This window comes from Curtobacterium poinsettiae, from assembly GCF_047226435.1.
Taxonomy (GTDB): domain Bacteria; phylum Actinomycetota; class Actinomycetes; order Actinomycetales; family Microbacteriaceae; genus Curtobacterium; species Curtobacterium poinsettiae.
The window spans coordinates 2,355,457-2,371,811 of sequence record NZ_CP178434.1 but is presented as its reverse complement, the minus strand read 5'-3'; the positions used below and the strand labels follow the sequence as shown (position 1 = coordinate 2,371,811).

Below are 16,355 nucleotides of genomic sequence, written 5' to 3'. Positions count from 1 at the left end.
CGTCGACCGCCGTCAGCGGCGTGCGCGCCGCGCCATCAGACCGACGCCGTGCAGCAGCCGGTACTCGGGCGAGCGCGTGAGGCCCTCGAAGCGGGCCGCGATCTGGTCGCGCTCCGCCTCGGCCCGGCGGCGTGCGGTGTCGTACGCGCCGACCTGCTGCTCCGACGCGACCAGGCGTGCGTTGATGTCGTGCACGCCGGACAGGTGGACGTCGCGGTCGTGCTCGGCCTGCCGGAGCGTCTCGCGCTGGGCGGTGGCCCAGCGCAGGAACGCCCCACGCTCGCCGCTCCGACCCGAGGCGGCGGCGACGGCGGCGTCGAGCGACGGGCCGACCTGCTCGGCACGGGTGCGGAACGAGTGCCGCTCGAGCACCACGGCGCGGAGCCGGGCGACCAGGGCCGTGCGCTCGTCGCGGGGCATCGCGAGCACGCGCTCGAGCGAGTCGGCGTCGTCGAACACCGGCACGTCGGACAGGCCGAGCTCGTCGAGCCCGAGCGCGCAGTCGGTGACGGGCAGCGCGCCGGACGCGAGCGACTCGTACAGGCGGGAGTTCAGGGTGCCGTACTCGGCGGCCGGCTCGATCACGTCGTCGACGACGAAACCGGCTGCGCGGTAGACCTCGGGCAGCGCGAAGTAGGACACCGCTGGGCGGAGCTCGACGCCGGCCGAGGCCTCGACGTGGTCGACGTTCGCGGCGAACCAGACGATCGGTTCGGTCGGGGCGACCTCGGCCAGGACGTCCTGCACACGGCGGCGGACACCCCAGAAGTTGACGGTGGTGACGGCGCGGTCGGTACGTTCGCGCGGTGCGGTGGCGTCGGTGGTGAACAGCTCGGTGTCCACGCCGATCGGCACGACCTCGACGGGGCCGCTGTAGGCCGCGGCGACCGCGTCGCGGGCGGCCTCGGACGAGGTCCAGACGGCGTCGAACTCGTCCAGGTACGGCAGGGCTGCCCACTTGGCGGTCCAGTTCCGCACCCACGCCACCAGGGCGGTGCCGGCGGGGACGTAGCCGGGCACGAAGGACTCGATCATGCTGACCACGACGGTGGTGTCGGCGGGGAGCTCCTCGCCCCAGCGCGCCAACGGCCACATCGCCACGCCCCAGCCCTCGGCCCGGAGTGCCCGCGCGAGGCCGAGCGCGACGAACAGGTCGCCCTTGCCCTCGGCCGGATCGGCGGTCGAGACCGCGAAGCGGATCGTGCCGCGGGGGCCCTCGGCGTGCTCGTCGGCCGCGAGGGCCGCGTAGTCCTCGCGGAGGGGGGAGGGCATGGGGGTGCTCGGGATCACAGCGGTCACGCACGCCATTCTGCACGAATCCGCAGCGGCGGCAGGGAGTCCGTGGGCGCGCCTTGTAGGGTGTCATCGGCCCGCGGCACCCCGCTGGCCGAGCCACCTACCCGCGCCCGGTGCGCGGCAGCTGCTGGAGGAACTCGCGTGACAGAGCGCAAGCCGGGAGTCGTTTCCGTCATCCTCGTGAACTACAAGGGCACGGACGACACCCTGACGAGCATCGCGGAGCTCCGCAAGCAGGACTGGCCGCAGGACAAGCTCGAGGTGATCGTCGTCGAGAACGGTTCGGGCCCCGAGCACCTCGGTCGGCTGAAGGCCTCGTCCCTCGACTTCACCCTGATCGACGCGGGTGCGAACCTCGGGTTCACGGGCGGGTGCAACCTCGGCGTCGAGAAGTCCTCCGGCGAGGTCGTGGCGTTCCTCAACAACGACGCCCGTCCGGACACCGGCTGGGTGCGCGAGGCCATGGCCACGTTCGCCTCCGGTGCCGACATCGGTGCCGTCGCCTCGAAGGTCCTCGACTGGGAAGGCGTCAACGTCGACTTCACCGAGGCCGCGATGACCTGGTACGGCATGGGCTACAAGCCCTTCGCCGGGTCGCCGGACACCGGCCGGTGGGAGAGCGAGACCGACGTCCTGTTCGGCACCGGCGCCGCGATGTTCATCCGCGCCGAGCTCTTCGAGCAGCTCGACGGCTTCGACGACCGCTACTTCATGTTCTACGAGGACGTCGACCTCGGCTGGCGGCTCAACCTGCTCGGCTGGCGCTTCCGGTACCAGCCGAAGTCCGTCGCGTTCCACAAGCACCACGCGTCGATGAACAAGTTCGGCGACTTCCGCGAGACCTACCTGCTCGAGCGCAACGCACTGTTCACGCTCTACAAGAACCTCGGTGACGAACAGCTCGCCGCGGCGCTGCCCGGTTCGCTGGCGCTCGCCGTCCGCCGTGCCGTGGGCCGCGGGGAGCTCGACTCCACCGAGCTCGACCTGCGCAACCCCGGCGACGACAGCGTCCCCACCATCCCGGTGCCGAAGACGAGCATGGCGGGCATCTACGGCGTCGACCAGTTCGTCGAGCAGCTGCCGTCGATGACCGAGTCCCGCCGCCAGATCCAGGCGACCCGTGTCCGGTCCGACCGCGAGCTCCTCCGCCTGTTCGGCAACCGCGACGAGCCCGCGTACCCGATCGAGAACTACCTGGCCGGCTACGACAAGATCGTGCACTCCCTCGGCGTGCTCGAGGTCGGCACCCGTCGCCGCGTCCTCATCATCACGGGCGACTCGATCGGCGCGAAGATGGCCGGTCCGGCGATCCGTGCCACCCAGATGGCGAAGCAGCTGGCATCGGAGCACGACGTCCGCGTGGTCAGCCTCACCCGCTCGTCGCCGATCGACCCCTCGTACGAGGTCGTCACGGTCCCGCACCGCCACCCGCGCCAGATGGTCGAGCACGAGGGCTGGGCCGACGTCATCATCGTGCAGGGCCACGCGCTCCGGCTGTTCCCCGTGCTCGAGTCGACCAGCAAGATCCTGGTCGTCGACGTCTACGACCCGCTGCACCTCGAGCAGCTCGAACAGGGCCGCAGCGACGACGTCGACAAGTGGAACCGCCAGATCCTCGACGCCTCGGACACGCTGAACCACCAGCTCGAGCTCGGCGACTACTTCATCTGTGCCTCGGAGCGTCAGCGGATGTTCTGGCTCGGGCAGCTCGCCGGCTCCGGCCGCGTGAACGCCCGCACGTACTCGCGTGACGCCGACCTGCGCTCGCTCATCGGCGTCGTGCCGTTCGGCCTGTCCTCGACCCCGCCGGTGCACGACCAGCAGCGGGTCAAGGGCGTCGTGCCGGGCATCGGCAAGAACGACAAGCTCGTCGTCTGGGGCGGGGGGATCTACGACTGGTTCGACCCGATCACCCTGGTCCGCTCGATCGCCCGGCTCGCCGAGCGCCGTCCGTCGGTCAAGCTCTTCTTCATGGGTGTGCAGCACCCGAACCCCGACGTCCCCGAGATGGACATCGTGGCGAAGGTCCGCGCCGAGGCGGACGCCCTCGGGCTCACCGGCAAGCACGTGTTCTTCAACGACCAGTGGATCCCGTACGAGGAGCGCGGCGCCTACCTGCTCGAGGCCGACGCCGGCGTCTCGACGCACTACGAGCACCTCGAGACGACGTTCTCGTTCCGCACCCGCATCCTCGACTACCTGTGGGCACGTCTGCCGATCGTCACGACGGCCGGCGACTCGTTCGGTGACCTCGTCGCGGAGCAGAAGCTCGGCATCGCGGTGCACGAGCAGGACGTCGACGGCCTGGCGACCGCGCTCGAGACGGCGCTCTTCGACAAGAAGGCCCGCACCGAGTTCATCGGCAACGTCGACCGTGTGCGCGAGCAGTTCACGTGGGAGAACGTCCTCGCCCCGCTCGTCGAGTTCTGCCGGAACCCGATCCGCGCTGCGGACAAGTCGGTGCGCGACACGACGTCCTCGATCGAGCCGCACAAGATGCGCGTCCGCGTGCCGGAGCGCAAGAAGCTCTCCGGTGTCCGCTACGACCTCGGTCGCGCCGTGCACTACCTGCGCACCGAGGGCCCCCGCAGCGTCGCAGGCAAGGTGAAGCGGCGCCTGAACCGGTGACCCCGGGGGACACCGCCGCCCTCGTCATCGTCCCGACCTACGACGAGGCCGAGAACATCCGCGCGATCACGGCCGCCGTGCTGGCGGCGGTGCCCGGTGCCCACGTGCTCGTCGTCGACGACGGCAGCCCGGACGGCACCGGGGACATCGTGCGGTCGCTGGCCGCCGCTGACGACCGCGTGCACCTGCTGCAGCGCCCCGGCAAGGCCGGGCTCGGCACGGCGTACGTCGCCGGCTTCCGGTGGGGTCTGGAGCGCGGCTACCCGCTGCTGGTCGAGATGGACGCCGACGGCTCGCACCCGGCCGACCGGTTGCCGGCCATGATCGACGCCGTGACCGCGTCCGAGGACGTCCTGCTCGCGATCGGGTCCCGCTGGGTGCCGGGTGGCTCGGTCGTCGACTGGCCGCTCCGACGCCAGGCGCTCAGCCGCGGGGCGAACACCTACGCCCGCCTGGTGCTCGGCCTGGACGTGCGCGACATCACCGCCGGGTACCGCGTGTACCGCTCGTCGGCGATCGCGCGGATGGACCTCGGGTCGGTGGACTCGAAGGGGTACTGCTTCCAGGTGGACATGACGCTGCGCGTGGACGCCCTCGGCGGCCGCATCGTCGAGGTGCCGATCCGGTTCCGCGACCGCGTGCACGGGGTCTCCAAGATGAGCCGGTCCATCGTGGTCGAGGCGATGCTCCGTGTCACCCGGTGGGGTGTGCAGCGCCGTCTCGGTCGCCGCACGCGCCCGTAGCGCGGGCCCCGGAGCGCGCGATCGCTTCGTGCACAGGAACGGTCGGGTCCCGTCCGCCGGGGCGACCACTCCTGCTCACGATGCTCGCGCCCGGAACGTTCGGCGTGACGGCCTGGAGGCGCGGTGCGGGGCCGCCACGGGCCTCCGGTCCGTCGCTACACGCGCGGCAGGTGCCGGCGCCACGAGCGCCGCCGCGCGGCGATCACGAGCACCGTCACGAAGAACATCAGCCCCGCACCGTGCAGCAGGTAGCTCTCCGCCGTGCTGGTGACGGCGAGCAGCACGAGCACCGCGGCCGGCCACACGTACGCCACCCCGGGGAACGTCGTCGCCGTCACCCAGGCCCGTGCGAACGCGAGCAGCGCCGTGATCCCGAGGATGAGCGTGCCCGCGAAGCCGATCTGCAGCCAGGCGTCCACGAAGGCGTTCAGGCCCGAGGTGAAGCGGACGCCGGCGGGGTCGATGAGCGTCACGTACGGCACCACCGGCTCGGTCGGCCAGGTCCCCACCCAGCCCCAGCCCTGGATCGGGTAGCGCTCCACCAGGACCCGGATCTGGGACCACAGGTCCGTGCGCGTCGCGGTGCCGCCGGCCGCCCCGATCTCGGCGAGCAGCCGGTGCCGCGCGAGCACCCCGACGGCCAGGGTCAGCAGGACGACCGCGCCGAGGACGCCGTTGACCACCGGTCTGGTCGCCGGTCGCGCGTGCCGGAGTGACCAGAGCGCCAGTGCGGTGACGGCGAGTGCGATCATCGCCAGGCCGGTGATGGGGGACTGCACGAGCATCAGGGCGATGACGGCGAGCGAGGTCGAGGCGATCGCGCGCCAGAGCGTGACGGACCGGGTGAGGAACTCGATCACGAAGGTGACCAGTGCCATGGCGGCGATGAAGCCCATGAAGTTGCGTGTGCCGCCGATGCCCTGGATCGGGCCGCCGTACGCGATGTCACCGCGGATGCCGAACGCCGGGAACGGGACGTCGAGCACCAGGCCGGACAGGACCTCGAGCCCGAGGGCGGTCACGAGCAGGATCCGGAAGGCGTCGCCCGAGGCCCGGATCACCTGCACCAGGTCGCGGCCGAGCGCCAGGTACAGCCCGAGGCCGATGAAGCACACGGTCTGCACGAGCCCGCGGAGCGCGAACCAGGAGTACTCGCTCCACAGCACGCTCAACGCGCAGTAGCCGACGAAGGCCAACAGCGAGAGGGGGAGGACCCCGTGCCACTCGATCCGGTAGCGCTGTCCCAGCAGGCTCAGCCCCGCGAGCACGAACAGCGTCACGAGCACCGCCCAGGTCCCCGCCTGACCGACGAGTGTCTCCACCGTGGGCTGGCCGAACCCGAACAGCACGATGACCGTCGCGAGCGCCTGGCTGAACCGTCCACCGGCCGAGAAGCCGATCCAGGCGGAGAGGTACCGGCGCCCGAGCACCTGTCTGCTCACCCGGCCGTCCGTCACGCGTCCATCTTGGCGCACGACCTTGTGACGAGCACACCACATCGCGGTGTGGCTGTATCGACGATGCGCGATGAGCGATCTATCCTCACCGAATGGACGTCGCGCGCAGGGTCGTCGGCGTCCCGCTCGTCGCGGTCCTCGTCGGCCTGCTCACGACCGCACTGGCCTGGTACCGCCTCGGTCCGGTGGCGCGGACCACCGTCTGGGCCGAGGACGGCGGCGTGTTCCTGCGCGAACGGATCGCGATGGGGCCCGTCGACACGCTGCTGCACCCCTACGCCGGCTACCTGCACCTGCTGCCCCGGCTCATCGTCGACCTCGGCTACGCGCTGCCGCCCGAACGGTACGCGCAGGTGGTGGCACTGGCGTCCTGCGCGGTGGTCGGCTGGGTCTGCGCCCTGGTGTTCGTGCTGTCCCGCGACGTCGTCCGCCCGTGGCCGTTCCGGCTGGTGCTCGCCGCCGTCCCCGTCGTCCTGCCGCTCGCCCCGTACGAGATCAGCGGCAACGCGGCGAACCTGCACTGGTTCCTGCTCGTCCTGGTGCCGTGGGTCTTCACCTTCCGCAGCCGCTCCTGGTGGGGCGCTGGCGCGCTCGCCGTGGTCGCTGGTGTCGCCGTGCTCACCGAACCCCTCACCGCACTGTTCGCGCCCCTGCTGCTCCTCGCGTGGACACCCCGAGGCCGAACGCCCGGCGCATCCGGCCGGTGGTCCGCGCTGCCCGTCACGGTCGTCGTGGTCGTCGCCCTGGCCGCGCAGGGCGTCACGGCCCTGACGAATCCGCGTGCCCTGGCCACGGGGTCGCCGGCGGTCGTGGACGTGCTCGCCGGGTACCTGCTGCGTCCCGTGGCGGGTGCCTGGGGTCCGGACCTCGGCGCCGCGCTGACGGCGGTGGTGGAGCACGGCTGGGCCGTGGTCCTGGTCCCCGCCGCCCTGCTGCTGGTCGTCCTGGTGGCGGCCGTGGTCGTCGGGCCGACAGGCACCCGGTGGATGGTCACGGCACTCGCCGCCGGTTCGGTCGCGGTGTGGTGGGTGGCCGTCCTCGCCAACCACGGTGCCGGCGTCCGCTGGTCCGCGCCGGTGAGCGCGATGGCCGCCCTGCCGCCGCAGCGCTACGCCGCCGCTGCCGGCCTGCTGCTCGTGAGCGCCGCGGTGGTCGCCGCCGCCGCGCTGGTGGACGCGCCCCGCTGGTCGCGTGTGACGGCACGGACAGGAGGCGCGGGTCGCCTCGTCGGCGCGCTGGCCGGTTGGTGCGTGGTCACCGCCGTCGTCGCGTCGGCCGTGCTGCACGTCGCGCCGGCGGACACACGGCGCAGCGACGGCCCGGTGTGGGCCGGGCAGTTGCCGGCGGCGGTCGAGGCGTGCGACGCGGACCCGTCGCTCGAGGTCGCCCGGGTGCGGTCGAACCCGTGGTCGTCCCCGGTGGCGTGCTCCTGGCTGTCGCGCTGAGGGACCGTCCGGGTCAGCGCGTGCCGGCCCAGCGGAACTCGCGCTTGGCCAGCGGCGTGCGGGGGCCGTCGCCGGTGGACACGGGTTCCTCGCCGGTCAGCACGATGCGGGTCTTGATCGCGAGCAGGGCGAAGAGCACCCAGTTCCCCTGGTAGAGCAGGCGGGACTCGGCGACGGACTGCACGAGCAGCACGACGACGACCAGGAGCGGCAGGAGCGACACCGGGTCGAACGACCGCGGACGCAGCGTGGCGTCGTACCCGATTCGGGTCGCGCAGGCCCACGAGCGCGACAGCGTCGTCACCACGTAGATCGCGAAGAGCACCAGGCCGATGATGCCGGTCTGCATCCAGACGTCCAGGTAGGCGTCGTGGGCCTGCAGGTAGGTGACACCCTTGCGGTGCGCCAGGTCGGCGAGCGTCGGGATGCCGGGCCACCAGTACCCGATCCAGCCCCAGCCGCCCACGGGGTGCTGGTCGATCAGCCCAAGCACCTTGCCCCAGATCTCGCCCCGACCGGTGGCGTCCGAGCCCTTGCCGAGCAGCTCGGAGACCGGACCACGCAGCACGGCCGCGGCGACGGCGACGACGATCGCGCCCACCGCGAGCAGCAGGTAGCGCGGGGTGCGGCGCTCGGTCGGCACACGGCGCATCCACACCGCGACCAGGGCGACCACGGCGACCACGAGGGCAGCGGCGATGACCGTCGACGAGCGGGTGAGGACGAAGCCGAGTGCGGCGACGAGGAGCCAGCCGATCGCCTGGTTGCGGCGGATCCGGCCCTCGGCGAACTGCACGGCGACCACGATCGCGACGAGCAGGGCGACCATGGCGAGCAGGTTCGCGTTGCCCGGCAGGCCCTGGATCCGACCACCGGTGAAGAGCTCGGCGCGCGAGAAGTAGAACGCGTCGGGGACGTCGCGGTCGCCGTAGTCGGTCCAGATCGGCGCGATCGGGTGGCGGACGATCACCGCGACGACGGCTTCGAACAGCAGCGAGAGCATCAGGACCCAGCGGAGCGCGAGGCTCATGGCGTCGGTGATCCGCCGCCACGTCAGGGTCGAGGCGATCGTGAACGCCACCGCGGCGCAGATCACCTGCACGGTCAGGCTCGAGATCGTCGCGAACCGCCAGTGCGACCAGACCAGCGTCACCAGGCACCAGCCGAGGAACGCCCAGAGCGCCCAGGGGGTGCGGACGAGCGGCGGCTTCGCCCGGACCAGGATCGTGGTGCCCCAGGCGGCGACGAGGGCCCAGAGGACACCGGCCCCGACCCAGGTGAGGGTGTTCGGCACGGCGTCGCCCGCGAACAGCACGAACAGGGTCGTCGCCCCGAAGGCGAACGCCTCGCGCTCCGGTACGGCCCCGCGCGCCAGCGGCCAGGTGTTCGTCACGACGCCAGGGTACCGGCCGGTCGCCGTCCGCAGGACTCCCTCGACGGCGCCGGTAGGCTCAGGCCCATGTTCCTCGGCATCACGAACACCCCCCGCGACTATGCCTGGGGCTCGGTCACCGCGATCCCGGAGCTCCTCGGCCGCACCGTCACGGGTGCCCCGCAGGCGGAGCTCTGGCTCGGCGCCCACGCCGGCAGCCCCAGCGTCGTCGTCAACCCCGCCATGGTGGGCGGAGCCGACACGCTCCGCGACTGGATCGCCGACGAGCCGGAGACCGCCCTCGGTCCGGACCGCACCGACCTGCCGTTCCTGCTCAAGGTGCTCGCGGCGGCCGCACCGCTCTCGCTGCAGGCGCACCCCACCCCGGAGCAGGCGGCGGAGGGCTTCGCCCGTGAAGAGCGCGAGGGCATCCCGCTCGACGACCCGGCTCGCAACTACAAGGACCCGTTCCCGAAGCCCGAGCTCGTCGTCGCGCTGAGCGAGCGGTTCGAGGCGCTGAGCGGCTTCCGCCCCGTCGAGGAGACCCTCGCCGAGGTGCGCGTGCTCGACGCCGGCACCGGACGGCTCGGTCCGCTCGAGGTGCACCTGCTGCACGGGCTCGAGGACACCGTCCGCTGGCTCGAGACCGCCGACGAGTCCGCACTCGCCGTGGTGCAGGCCGCGAGCGACCTGGCCGTCGCCCTCGACGACGACCTGCTCACCCCGAACACCGCGACCGTGCGCGACCTGGCGACCAGCTGGCCGGGCGACCCCGGCATCGTGGTCTCCCTGCTCATGCACCGTGTGACGCTCGGTACGGGGCAGGCGATGTACCTGCCCGCCGGCAACATTCACGCGTACCTCGACGGGCTCGGCATCGAGCTGATGGCGCCGTCGGACAACGTGCTGCGCGGCGGGCTGACGCCGAAGCACGTCGACGTGCCGGAGCTCCTGCGGGTGCTCGACTTCACCGCGTACCCGGCCCCGGTCCTCGAGCCGGAGCGCATCGCCGGCGGCGTCGACCGGTTCGCACCGGACGGCGTCGGCTTCGCGCTGCTGCGGGTGGACGGCGACGGCCGCCCGGCCGGCCTGAGCACGGGCGGGGTCGCGCCGCTCGTCGGACCGTCGATCGCGATCTGCACCGAGGGCGTCGTCACGCTCGTCGGCGCGCAGTCGGCCACCCTGCTCCGCAAGGGCGAGTCGTGCTTCATCACGCCGGACGAGGGCGACGTGACCGTCGAGGCGGACTCGTCCGACGGCATCACGTCGACGGTGTTCATCGCCACCGGCGCCTAGGACCGGCGCCTAGGACCGGCGCCCAGGACCCGCGCGCGCCCAAGACAGGCGTCCTGGCCGGGGACGCCGTCGCGGAACCGGCGCGGAACCGCACGCGGCGGCGCGGATCCGCACACCGCCACCGTGGCGTCGCCGACGTCCGCTAGCGTGGCGAGCATGAGTTGGCTGGTCACCGGCGGTGCCGGGTACATCGGGTCCCACGTCGTCCGAGCACTGCGCTCGGCCGGCATCGACACGGTCGCGTTCGACGACCTCTCGAGCGGCTTCCGCGCGTTCGTGTCGGACGACGTGCCGTTCGTCGAGGGCACGATCCTCGACGGGGAGCTCGTGGCGCGCACCCTGCGCGAGCACGAGGTCACCGGCGTGGTCCACGTCGCGGGGTTCAAGTACGCCGGCGTCTCCGTCGAGCGCCCGCTGCACACCTACGAGCAGAACGTCACCGGCATGGCGACCCTGCTCCGCGCGATGGCCGAGACCGGCGTCACCAAGGCGGTCTTCTCGTCGAGCGCGGCGGTCTACGGCACGCCGGACGTCGAGACCGTGGTCGAGTCCACCCCGAAGAACCCGGAGTCGCCGTACGGCGAGTCGAAGCTCATCGGCGAGTGGCTGCTGCGCGACATGGAGGTCGCCGCCGGCTTCGCCACCACGTCGCTCCGGTACTTCAACGTCGTCGGCTCGGGGGAGCCCGACCTGTACGACGCCAGCCCGCACAACCTGTTCCCGCTGGTCTTCGACGCGCTGCTCGCCGGCCGGACCCCGCGGATCAACGGCGACGACTACGCCACCCCGGACGGCACCTGTGTCCGCGACTACGTGCACGTGGCCGACCTGGCGCACTCGCACGCCGTGGCCGCACGGAAGCTCGAGGCCGGGGAGCCGCTCGAGCGCGCCTACAACCTCGGCAGCGGCGACGGCGTGAGCGTCCGGCAGATCATGGACGCGATGGCTGCCGGCACCGGGATCGCCTTCGACCCCGAGATCGCACCGCGGCGCCCCGGCGACCCGGCCCGCATCGTCGCGACCGGCGAAGCCGCCGCCCGAGACCTCGAGTGGGCGATGCGGCACTCCCTGGACGAGATGGTCTCGAGCGCGTGGGAGGCCCGCCGCAGCGCCTCCTGAGCGCCTGAGGACGAGTCAGTTGTCCCCCGGAAGGCCCACCCGAGCGGCGCGACACGCCCAAACGGGGGACATGACACGCTGGAGCGGTCAGTGCCTTCTATGATCCGCGACTTGACTCAGGCGAATGACACCGCTGTAATTACAGGCAACGGCCGCAAGAGTTGGGGTTCGTTGTCGAGGCGGCAGGGGTGATCAGGGTGAACGGTTCCGAGTTCCACGCCGGAGTTCCGGAGGACTGGCACGTCGATCCCGTGGCGCTCGGCGTCCCCGGGGTCCGACGTCCCGAGGCGGACGACGAGGAGAACCCGCTTGCCTGGCAGGTCGACTCGCTGTGCGCACAGACCGACCCCGAGGCGTTCTTCCCCGAGAAGGGCGGCTCCACGCGCGAGGCGAAGAAGATCTGCACCTCGTGCGAGGTCCGGGCGCAGTGCCTCGAGTACGCGCTCGAGAACGACGAACGCTTCGGCATCTGGGGTGGCCTCTCCGAGCGGGAACGCCGCAAGCTGCGGAAACGGGCGTAGGAGCGTCCACGGCGCGCCAGCGCCGTGCGACTGCGCCCCTGAGGAGCCTGCGACGAAGGCGCCGGAAGGCCACCGCCTCTGCCCGCCCCGCACCGCGCGGTGAGCGCGTCCACAGCTTCACGGCGCGCCGCCGTCCGCAGCCGGCACCGCGCCTCCAGACCGTAGAGTGACGCCCGTCATGCAGCCCAGAGTCACCGCGATCCTCGTCGCCGCCAACGGGGCGGCCCACCTCGACCGGACCCTGGACGCGCTCGCCGCCCAGACCCGCCACCCCGAGAACCTCGTGGTCGTCGACGTCGGCACGACCGACGGTTCGACCGCCGAACTGTCCTTCGGTGGGTCCGCGCAGCTCGTCCGCCTCCCGGCGGGCCGGTCGTTCGGTGACGCCGTCCGGCAGGGCGAGCGCAGCGCGCCGCCCGCCGCGACTGACGAGCCGGTCGACGAGTGGCTGTGGATCCTCGGCCACGACAACGCGCCGGCACCGACCGCGCTCGCCGACCTGCTGGGCGCCGTCGAGATCGCGCCGTCGGTCGTCGTCGCCGGTCCGAAGCTCGTCGCCGACGACGATCCGTCGCTGATCCGCGCGTTCGGCGAGAGCATGACCCGCTTCGGCCGCTCGATCGTCCTGGTGCAGGACGAGCTCGACCAGGGCCAGCACGACCGCAACACCGACGTGCTCGGCGTCACCGCCGGCGGCATGCTCGTGCGTCGCTCGGTCTGGAACGAACTCGGCGGCTTCGACCCGGCACTGCCGGACGTCGACGCGGCGCTCGACTTCTCGGTCCGGGTCCGCCTCGCCGGACACCGCGTGGCCCTCGTGCCCGAGGCCAGGGTCACCAGCGCCGGACCGATCGAGGAGTTCGGGCGCAAGCGTGTGTCCGAGGCGCGGCGCGTCCGGATGCACCGGCAGGCGCAGCTGCACCGTCGGATGACGTACGCCCCCATCGCGCTCGTCTGGCTGCACTGGCTCACGCTCGTGCCCTTCGCGGTCGGCCGCGCCCTCGGGCACCTGGTCGCGAAGCACCCAGCCGCCGTGGTCCCCGAGCTCTCCGCCGCGTTCGCGGTCGCGTTCGGCGGCGGCACGGGCCGTGCACGCAAGAACCTCGCCCGCACGAAGCAGCTCGGCTGGGCGGCCGTCGAACCGCTCCGGGTGAGCTGGCGTCGGGTGTACGAGCACCGCACCACCTCGCGCGACGTCGAACTCGCCCGCGTCGAGGACGCCCCGATCGCCCGGGCGTCGTTCCTCGGCGACGGCGGGATCTGGGTGGTCCTGGCCGCCGCGGCGCTCAGCGTCGTGACGCTCTACCCGCTGCTCGGCTCGCCGGCCCTGACCGGCGGGGGACTCCTGCCGCTCTCCGCGACCCCCGGTCAGCTCTGGCAGAACGTCGGGTACGGCTTCCACTCGCTCGGCACCGGCTTCACCGGCCCGTCCGACCCCTTCACCGCGGTGCTCGCCGTGCTCGGCTCGATCGTCTTCTGGTCGCCGTCCACCGCGGTCGTGCTCGTCATGCTCGTCGCGTTCCCGCTGTCCGCCCTCGGTGCCTGGTTCGCGGTCCGCAAGGTCACGACCCGCACCTGGGTGCCGGTCATCGGCGCGTCGCTCTACGCCATCGCCCCGTCGCTCGTCGGCGCGGTGACGACCGGGCACCTCGGCGCCGTGATCGCGCACCTGGTCCTGCCGTGGCTGTTCGTCGCCGTGCTCGAGGCGCACCGCTCGTGGGCCTGGGCCTCGGGTGCGTCGCTGCTGTTCGCCGTCGTCGCCGCCTCGGCTCCGTCGCTGCTGCCGGTCCTGCTGATCGGCTGGCTCGTGGCGCTGCTGGTCGGCTGGCGCCGGGCCCACCGTCGCGTGTTCATCCCGGTGCCGACCGCGGTGCTGTTCCTGCCGCTGATCCTGGCGCAGGCGGCACGCGGCAACCTGCTCGCCGTGTTCGCCGACCCCGGGGCGCCGTCCGCGACCCGGGCACCGTCCGCCCTGCAGCTCGCCATCGGGCAGCCCCTCCCCGACTGGAGCGGCTGGCTGCCCGCGACCTCCGGGCTGACGCTCGTCGTCGGGGCCCTGCCGATCGTGATGGCCGTCCTGGCTCTCCCGGTCGCCGTCGCCGCGATCGGGGCGGTGCTCGGCCACCGCTGGGCGGTCGCCGGCTCCGCGCTCGTCATCGCGCTCCTCGGCTTCGCCACGGCCTTCGCCGCCACCCACGTCACCGTCACCGGTGTCGGTTCCACCACCACCATCGTCTGGCCCGGCAGCGGGTTGTCCGTGTACTGGCTCGCCCTCGTGGTGGCGGCGTGCATCGGCATCGACGTGCTGCCGAAGGCCGCCCCGGTCACCGGACTCGTCGCGACCGTGCTCGCGGGGATCGCCGTCGCGCCGGCGTTCGCGGCGTTCTACCTCGGCACCGCCACGATCGAGCCGACCACGGGCCGCGTGCTCAGCGCCTACGTGAACGCCGAGGCCCAGGCGAACCCCGACGTCGGCACGCTCGTGGTCGTGCCCCAGGACGACGGGTCGCTCGCCGTCACGCTCGAACGCGGGCAGGGGTCCACCCTCGACGACCAGTCGACGCTCGACGCGACCGCGCTCCGGCTGAGCGAGTCCGGCTCGCGGCTGACCACGCTCGCGGGCAACCTGGCCAGTCGCAGCGGGTACGACCCCCGGCCGGCGCTCCGCGAACTCGGCGTGAGCTTCGTGCTCATCGACGACGCGGGCGACGACCCCGAGGCGCAGACGGTGCACGACCGGGCCGCCGGTGCCATCGGCCAGAACGCGCTCTTCACCAGCATCGGCGAGACCACCAACGGGCAGCTGTTCCACTACGACGGCGAGGTCGACCGCACGCGCTCCGGCTCCGCGGCGACCCAGGCCACCCACGTGCTGTACCTCGTCGTGCTCGGCGTGGTCTTCGGCGCCGCAGCCCTGCTCGCGGTCCCGACGGCCCCGCGCCGCCGCCGTGCCACCTCGAACGTCATCGAGGCCGAGGAACCCGCCACCACCTTCGACGAGGAGCGCGACGAATGAGCACCACCCCCTCCTCCGTCCGGCGCTGGATCGTCCGCGGCACCGCCACGGCCGTCGCCGTCGTCGTCGCGGCCGGCGCCGTCACCGCGGCCCACGCCATCGGCACCGAGTCGGAACCCGGCCGACCCGCCGGGCGCACCGTCACGCCGGTCCCGGCCGCCGCCGAACGTGTCTGCGCCGGCAGCGCACTGCGCCTGTCCGACGACGCGGGCAACGACGCGACGCAGGCGAGCACCGTCGGCACCGCCACCGTCGCGACCGCGACGACCGGTTCCACGGTCGAGCGGTCCGCGCTCGACGCCTCGACCACCGGCGGCAGCGACCCCCGGCTCCTGACGGCGCCAGCGGGGGAGACGACCCCGCAGGTCGCGGGCAGCAGCTTCCAGAGCGTCTCGAGCGGCGACCTGGTGGGGGCCGGAGCGGCCTCGTGCGACGACCCCACCCAGTCCACGTGGCTCGTCGGCGGATCGACCGAGACCGGTCGCACGAGCCTCGTGACGCTCTCGAACCCGACGGACGTCAACGCCACGGTCGACCTGGCGATCTACGACGGCGACGGGACGGTCAGCGCCCCCGGGACCACCGGCATCGTCGTGGCACCGAACACGCAGAAGGTCGTCCCGTTGTCGGGCTTCGTGTCCGACGCCGCGTCGACGGTCGTGCACGTCACGTCGTCCGGCGGGCAGATCGTCGCACACATGCAGGAGACCGTCGTCCGCACCCTGACCCCGGGCGGCTTCGACATCGTCTCCGGGGGCGCTGCGCCGTCCCGGTCCCAGGTCATCCCCGCCGTCGTCCTCGCCGACGCGCAGGCCGCCCAGCGTGGTGACGACACGGCCGACGCGGCACCGGTCGTCCGACTGTTCGTGCCGGGCACGAAGTCGGCCCGCGTCACCCTCGGCATCAGCACGGCCGACGGCGGCGGCACGACCGTCAACGCCACCGCCGAGCCCGGCGTCGTCACCGACGTCCCGCTCGACGACTTCCCGGACGGCCGGTACTCGTTCACCGTCACGTCGACCCAGCCGATCGTCACCGGGGCGCGCACCACGACGCCCACCGACGGCACCAGCACCGGCACCGACCTCGGGTGGTTCGCCTCCGCCGAGCCGCTCGGCGACGAGACCATCACCGCCATCGCGCCGGGCGAGGGTGTGCGGCTGAACTTCGTGAACCCCACGAGCGAGGACCGCACGGTCACGGTGCGGTCGGGCGACGAACGACGCACCCTGACGCTCCTGTCCGGCGCCACCGGGACACTGTCGGTGCCGACGGCGAAGCAGCTCACGCTGACCGGCACCGACGGCGTCGTCGCGGGGGTCACGTACCGCGGCGCTGACGGGATCGCCGGGTTCCCGGTGCGCCCGGCCACCGACGCGTCCACACCGGTGCGCGTCTACCCCTGACGGGTGGTGCCAGCGGCCCGGGTGGTCGGCACGGTGCGGTCGGTCCGGCTCACCGG

General features: G+C 72.7%; 11 protein-coding genes. 8 read left to right on the top strand and 3 right to left on the bottom strand.

Annotation, left to right across the window (positions count from 1 at the left end; all coding sequences use genetic code 11):
* Positions 1-12 precede the first annotated feature (12 nt).
* Positions 13-1,299, bottom strand: coding sequence for a glycosyltransferase family protein (locus tag ACL00U_RS11100; protein WP_159556656.1), 1,287 nt, complete (start codon positions 1,297-1,299; stop codon positions 13-15).
* A 138-nt stretch (positions 1,300-1,437) separates the two neighbouring features.
* On the opposite strand from ACL00U_RS11100, the gene ACL00U_RS11095 reads away from it, so the two are divergent.
* Positions 1,438-3,924 carry a glycosyltransferase gene (locus ACL00U_RS11095; protein ID WP_042538799.1) on the top strand — a complete coding sequence of 829 codons (2,487 nt, stop codon included), beginning with the start codon at positions 1,438-1,440 and terminating at the stop codon, positions 3,922-3,924.
* Complete coding sequence (locus ACL00U_RS11090) at positions 3,921-4,667, top strand: polyprenol monophosphomannose synthase (RefSeq protein ID WP_017888795.1); 747 nt, start codon at positions 3,921-3,923, stop codon at positions 4,665-4,667. Before ACL00U_RS11095 ends, ACL00U_RS11090 begins: the two co-directional genes overlap by 4 nt.
* A gap of 155 nt (positions 4,668-4,822) precedes the next feature.
* Here the strand turns inward: ACL00U_RS11090 and ACL00U_RS11085 are convergent, their stop codons facing one another.
* A complete protein-coding gene (locus ACL00U_RS11085; protein ID WP_194589669.1) occupies positions 4,823-6,109 on the bottom strand; it encodes an O-antigen ligase family protein in 1,287 nt (428 codons plus the stop codon).
* 107 nt (positions 6,110-6,216) lie between these two features.
* On the opposite strand from ACL00U_RS11085, the gene ACL00U_RS11080 reads away from it, so the two are divergent.
* A complete protein-coding gene (locus ACL00U_RS11080) occupies positions 6,217-7,569 on the top strand; it encodes a hypothetical protein (RefSeq protein WP_412873400.1) in 1,353 nt (450 codons plus the stop codon).
* A gap of 13 nt (positions 7,570-7,582) precedes the next feature.
* Here the strand turns inward: ACL00U_RS11080 and ACL00U_RS11075 are convergent, their stop codons facing one another.
* A complete protein-coding gene (locus tag ACL00U_RS11075; RefSeq protein WP_259493921.1) occupies positions 7,583-8,962 on the bottom strand; it encodes an O-antigen ligase family protein in 1,380 nt (459 codons plus the stop codon).
* A gap of 66 nt (positions 8,963-9,028) precedes the next feature.
* Here ACL00U_RS11075 and manA point away from each other — a divergent pair, with 66 nt between their 5' ends.
* The 5 genes from manA (at position 9,029) to ACL00U_RS11050 (ending at position 16,299) form a co-directional block, all read left to right on the top strand.
* Positions 9,029-10,237: a mannose-6-phosphate isomerase, class I gene (gene manA / locus ACL00U_RS11070; RefSeq protein ID WP_056070907.1), complete on the top strand. Its 1,209-nt coding sequence runs from the start codon at positions 9,029-9,031 to the stop codon at positions 10,235-10,237.
* Positions 10,238-10,393: 156 nt separating this feature from the next.
* Positions 10,394-11,356 carry a UDP-glucose 4-epimerase GalE gene (galE, locus tag ACL00U_RS11065; protein ID WP_412873399.1) on the top strand — a complete coding sequence of 321 codons (963 nt, stop codon included), beginning with the start codon at positions 10,394-10,396 and terminating at the stop codon, positions 11,354-11,356.
* A gap of 188 nt (positions 11,357-11,544) precedes the next feature.
* Positions 11,545-11,877, top strand: coding sequence for a WhiB family transcriptional regulator (locus ACL00U_RS11060; protein WP_017888800.1), 333 nt, complete (start codon positions 11,545-11,547; stop codon positions 11,875-11,877).
* Between the two features lie 178 nt (positions 11,878-12,055).
* Positions 12,056-14,893, top strand: a complete 2,838-nt coding sequence (locus ACL00U_RS11055; protein WP_017888801.1) for a glycosyltransferase — start codon at positions 12,056-12,058, stop codon at positions 14,891-14,893.
* Entirely contained in the window at positions 14,890-16,299 is a 1,410-nt protein-coding gene (locus ACL00U_RS11050) for a DUF5719 family protein (protein WP_412873398.1), read from the top strand. Before ACL00U_RS11055 ends, ACL00U_RS11050 begins: the two co-directional genes overlap by 4 nt.
* Positions 16,300-16,355 lie beyond the last annotated feature (56 nt).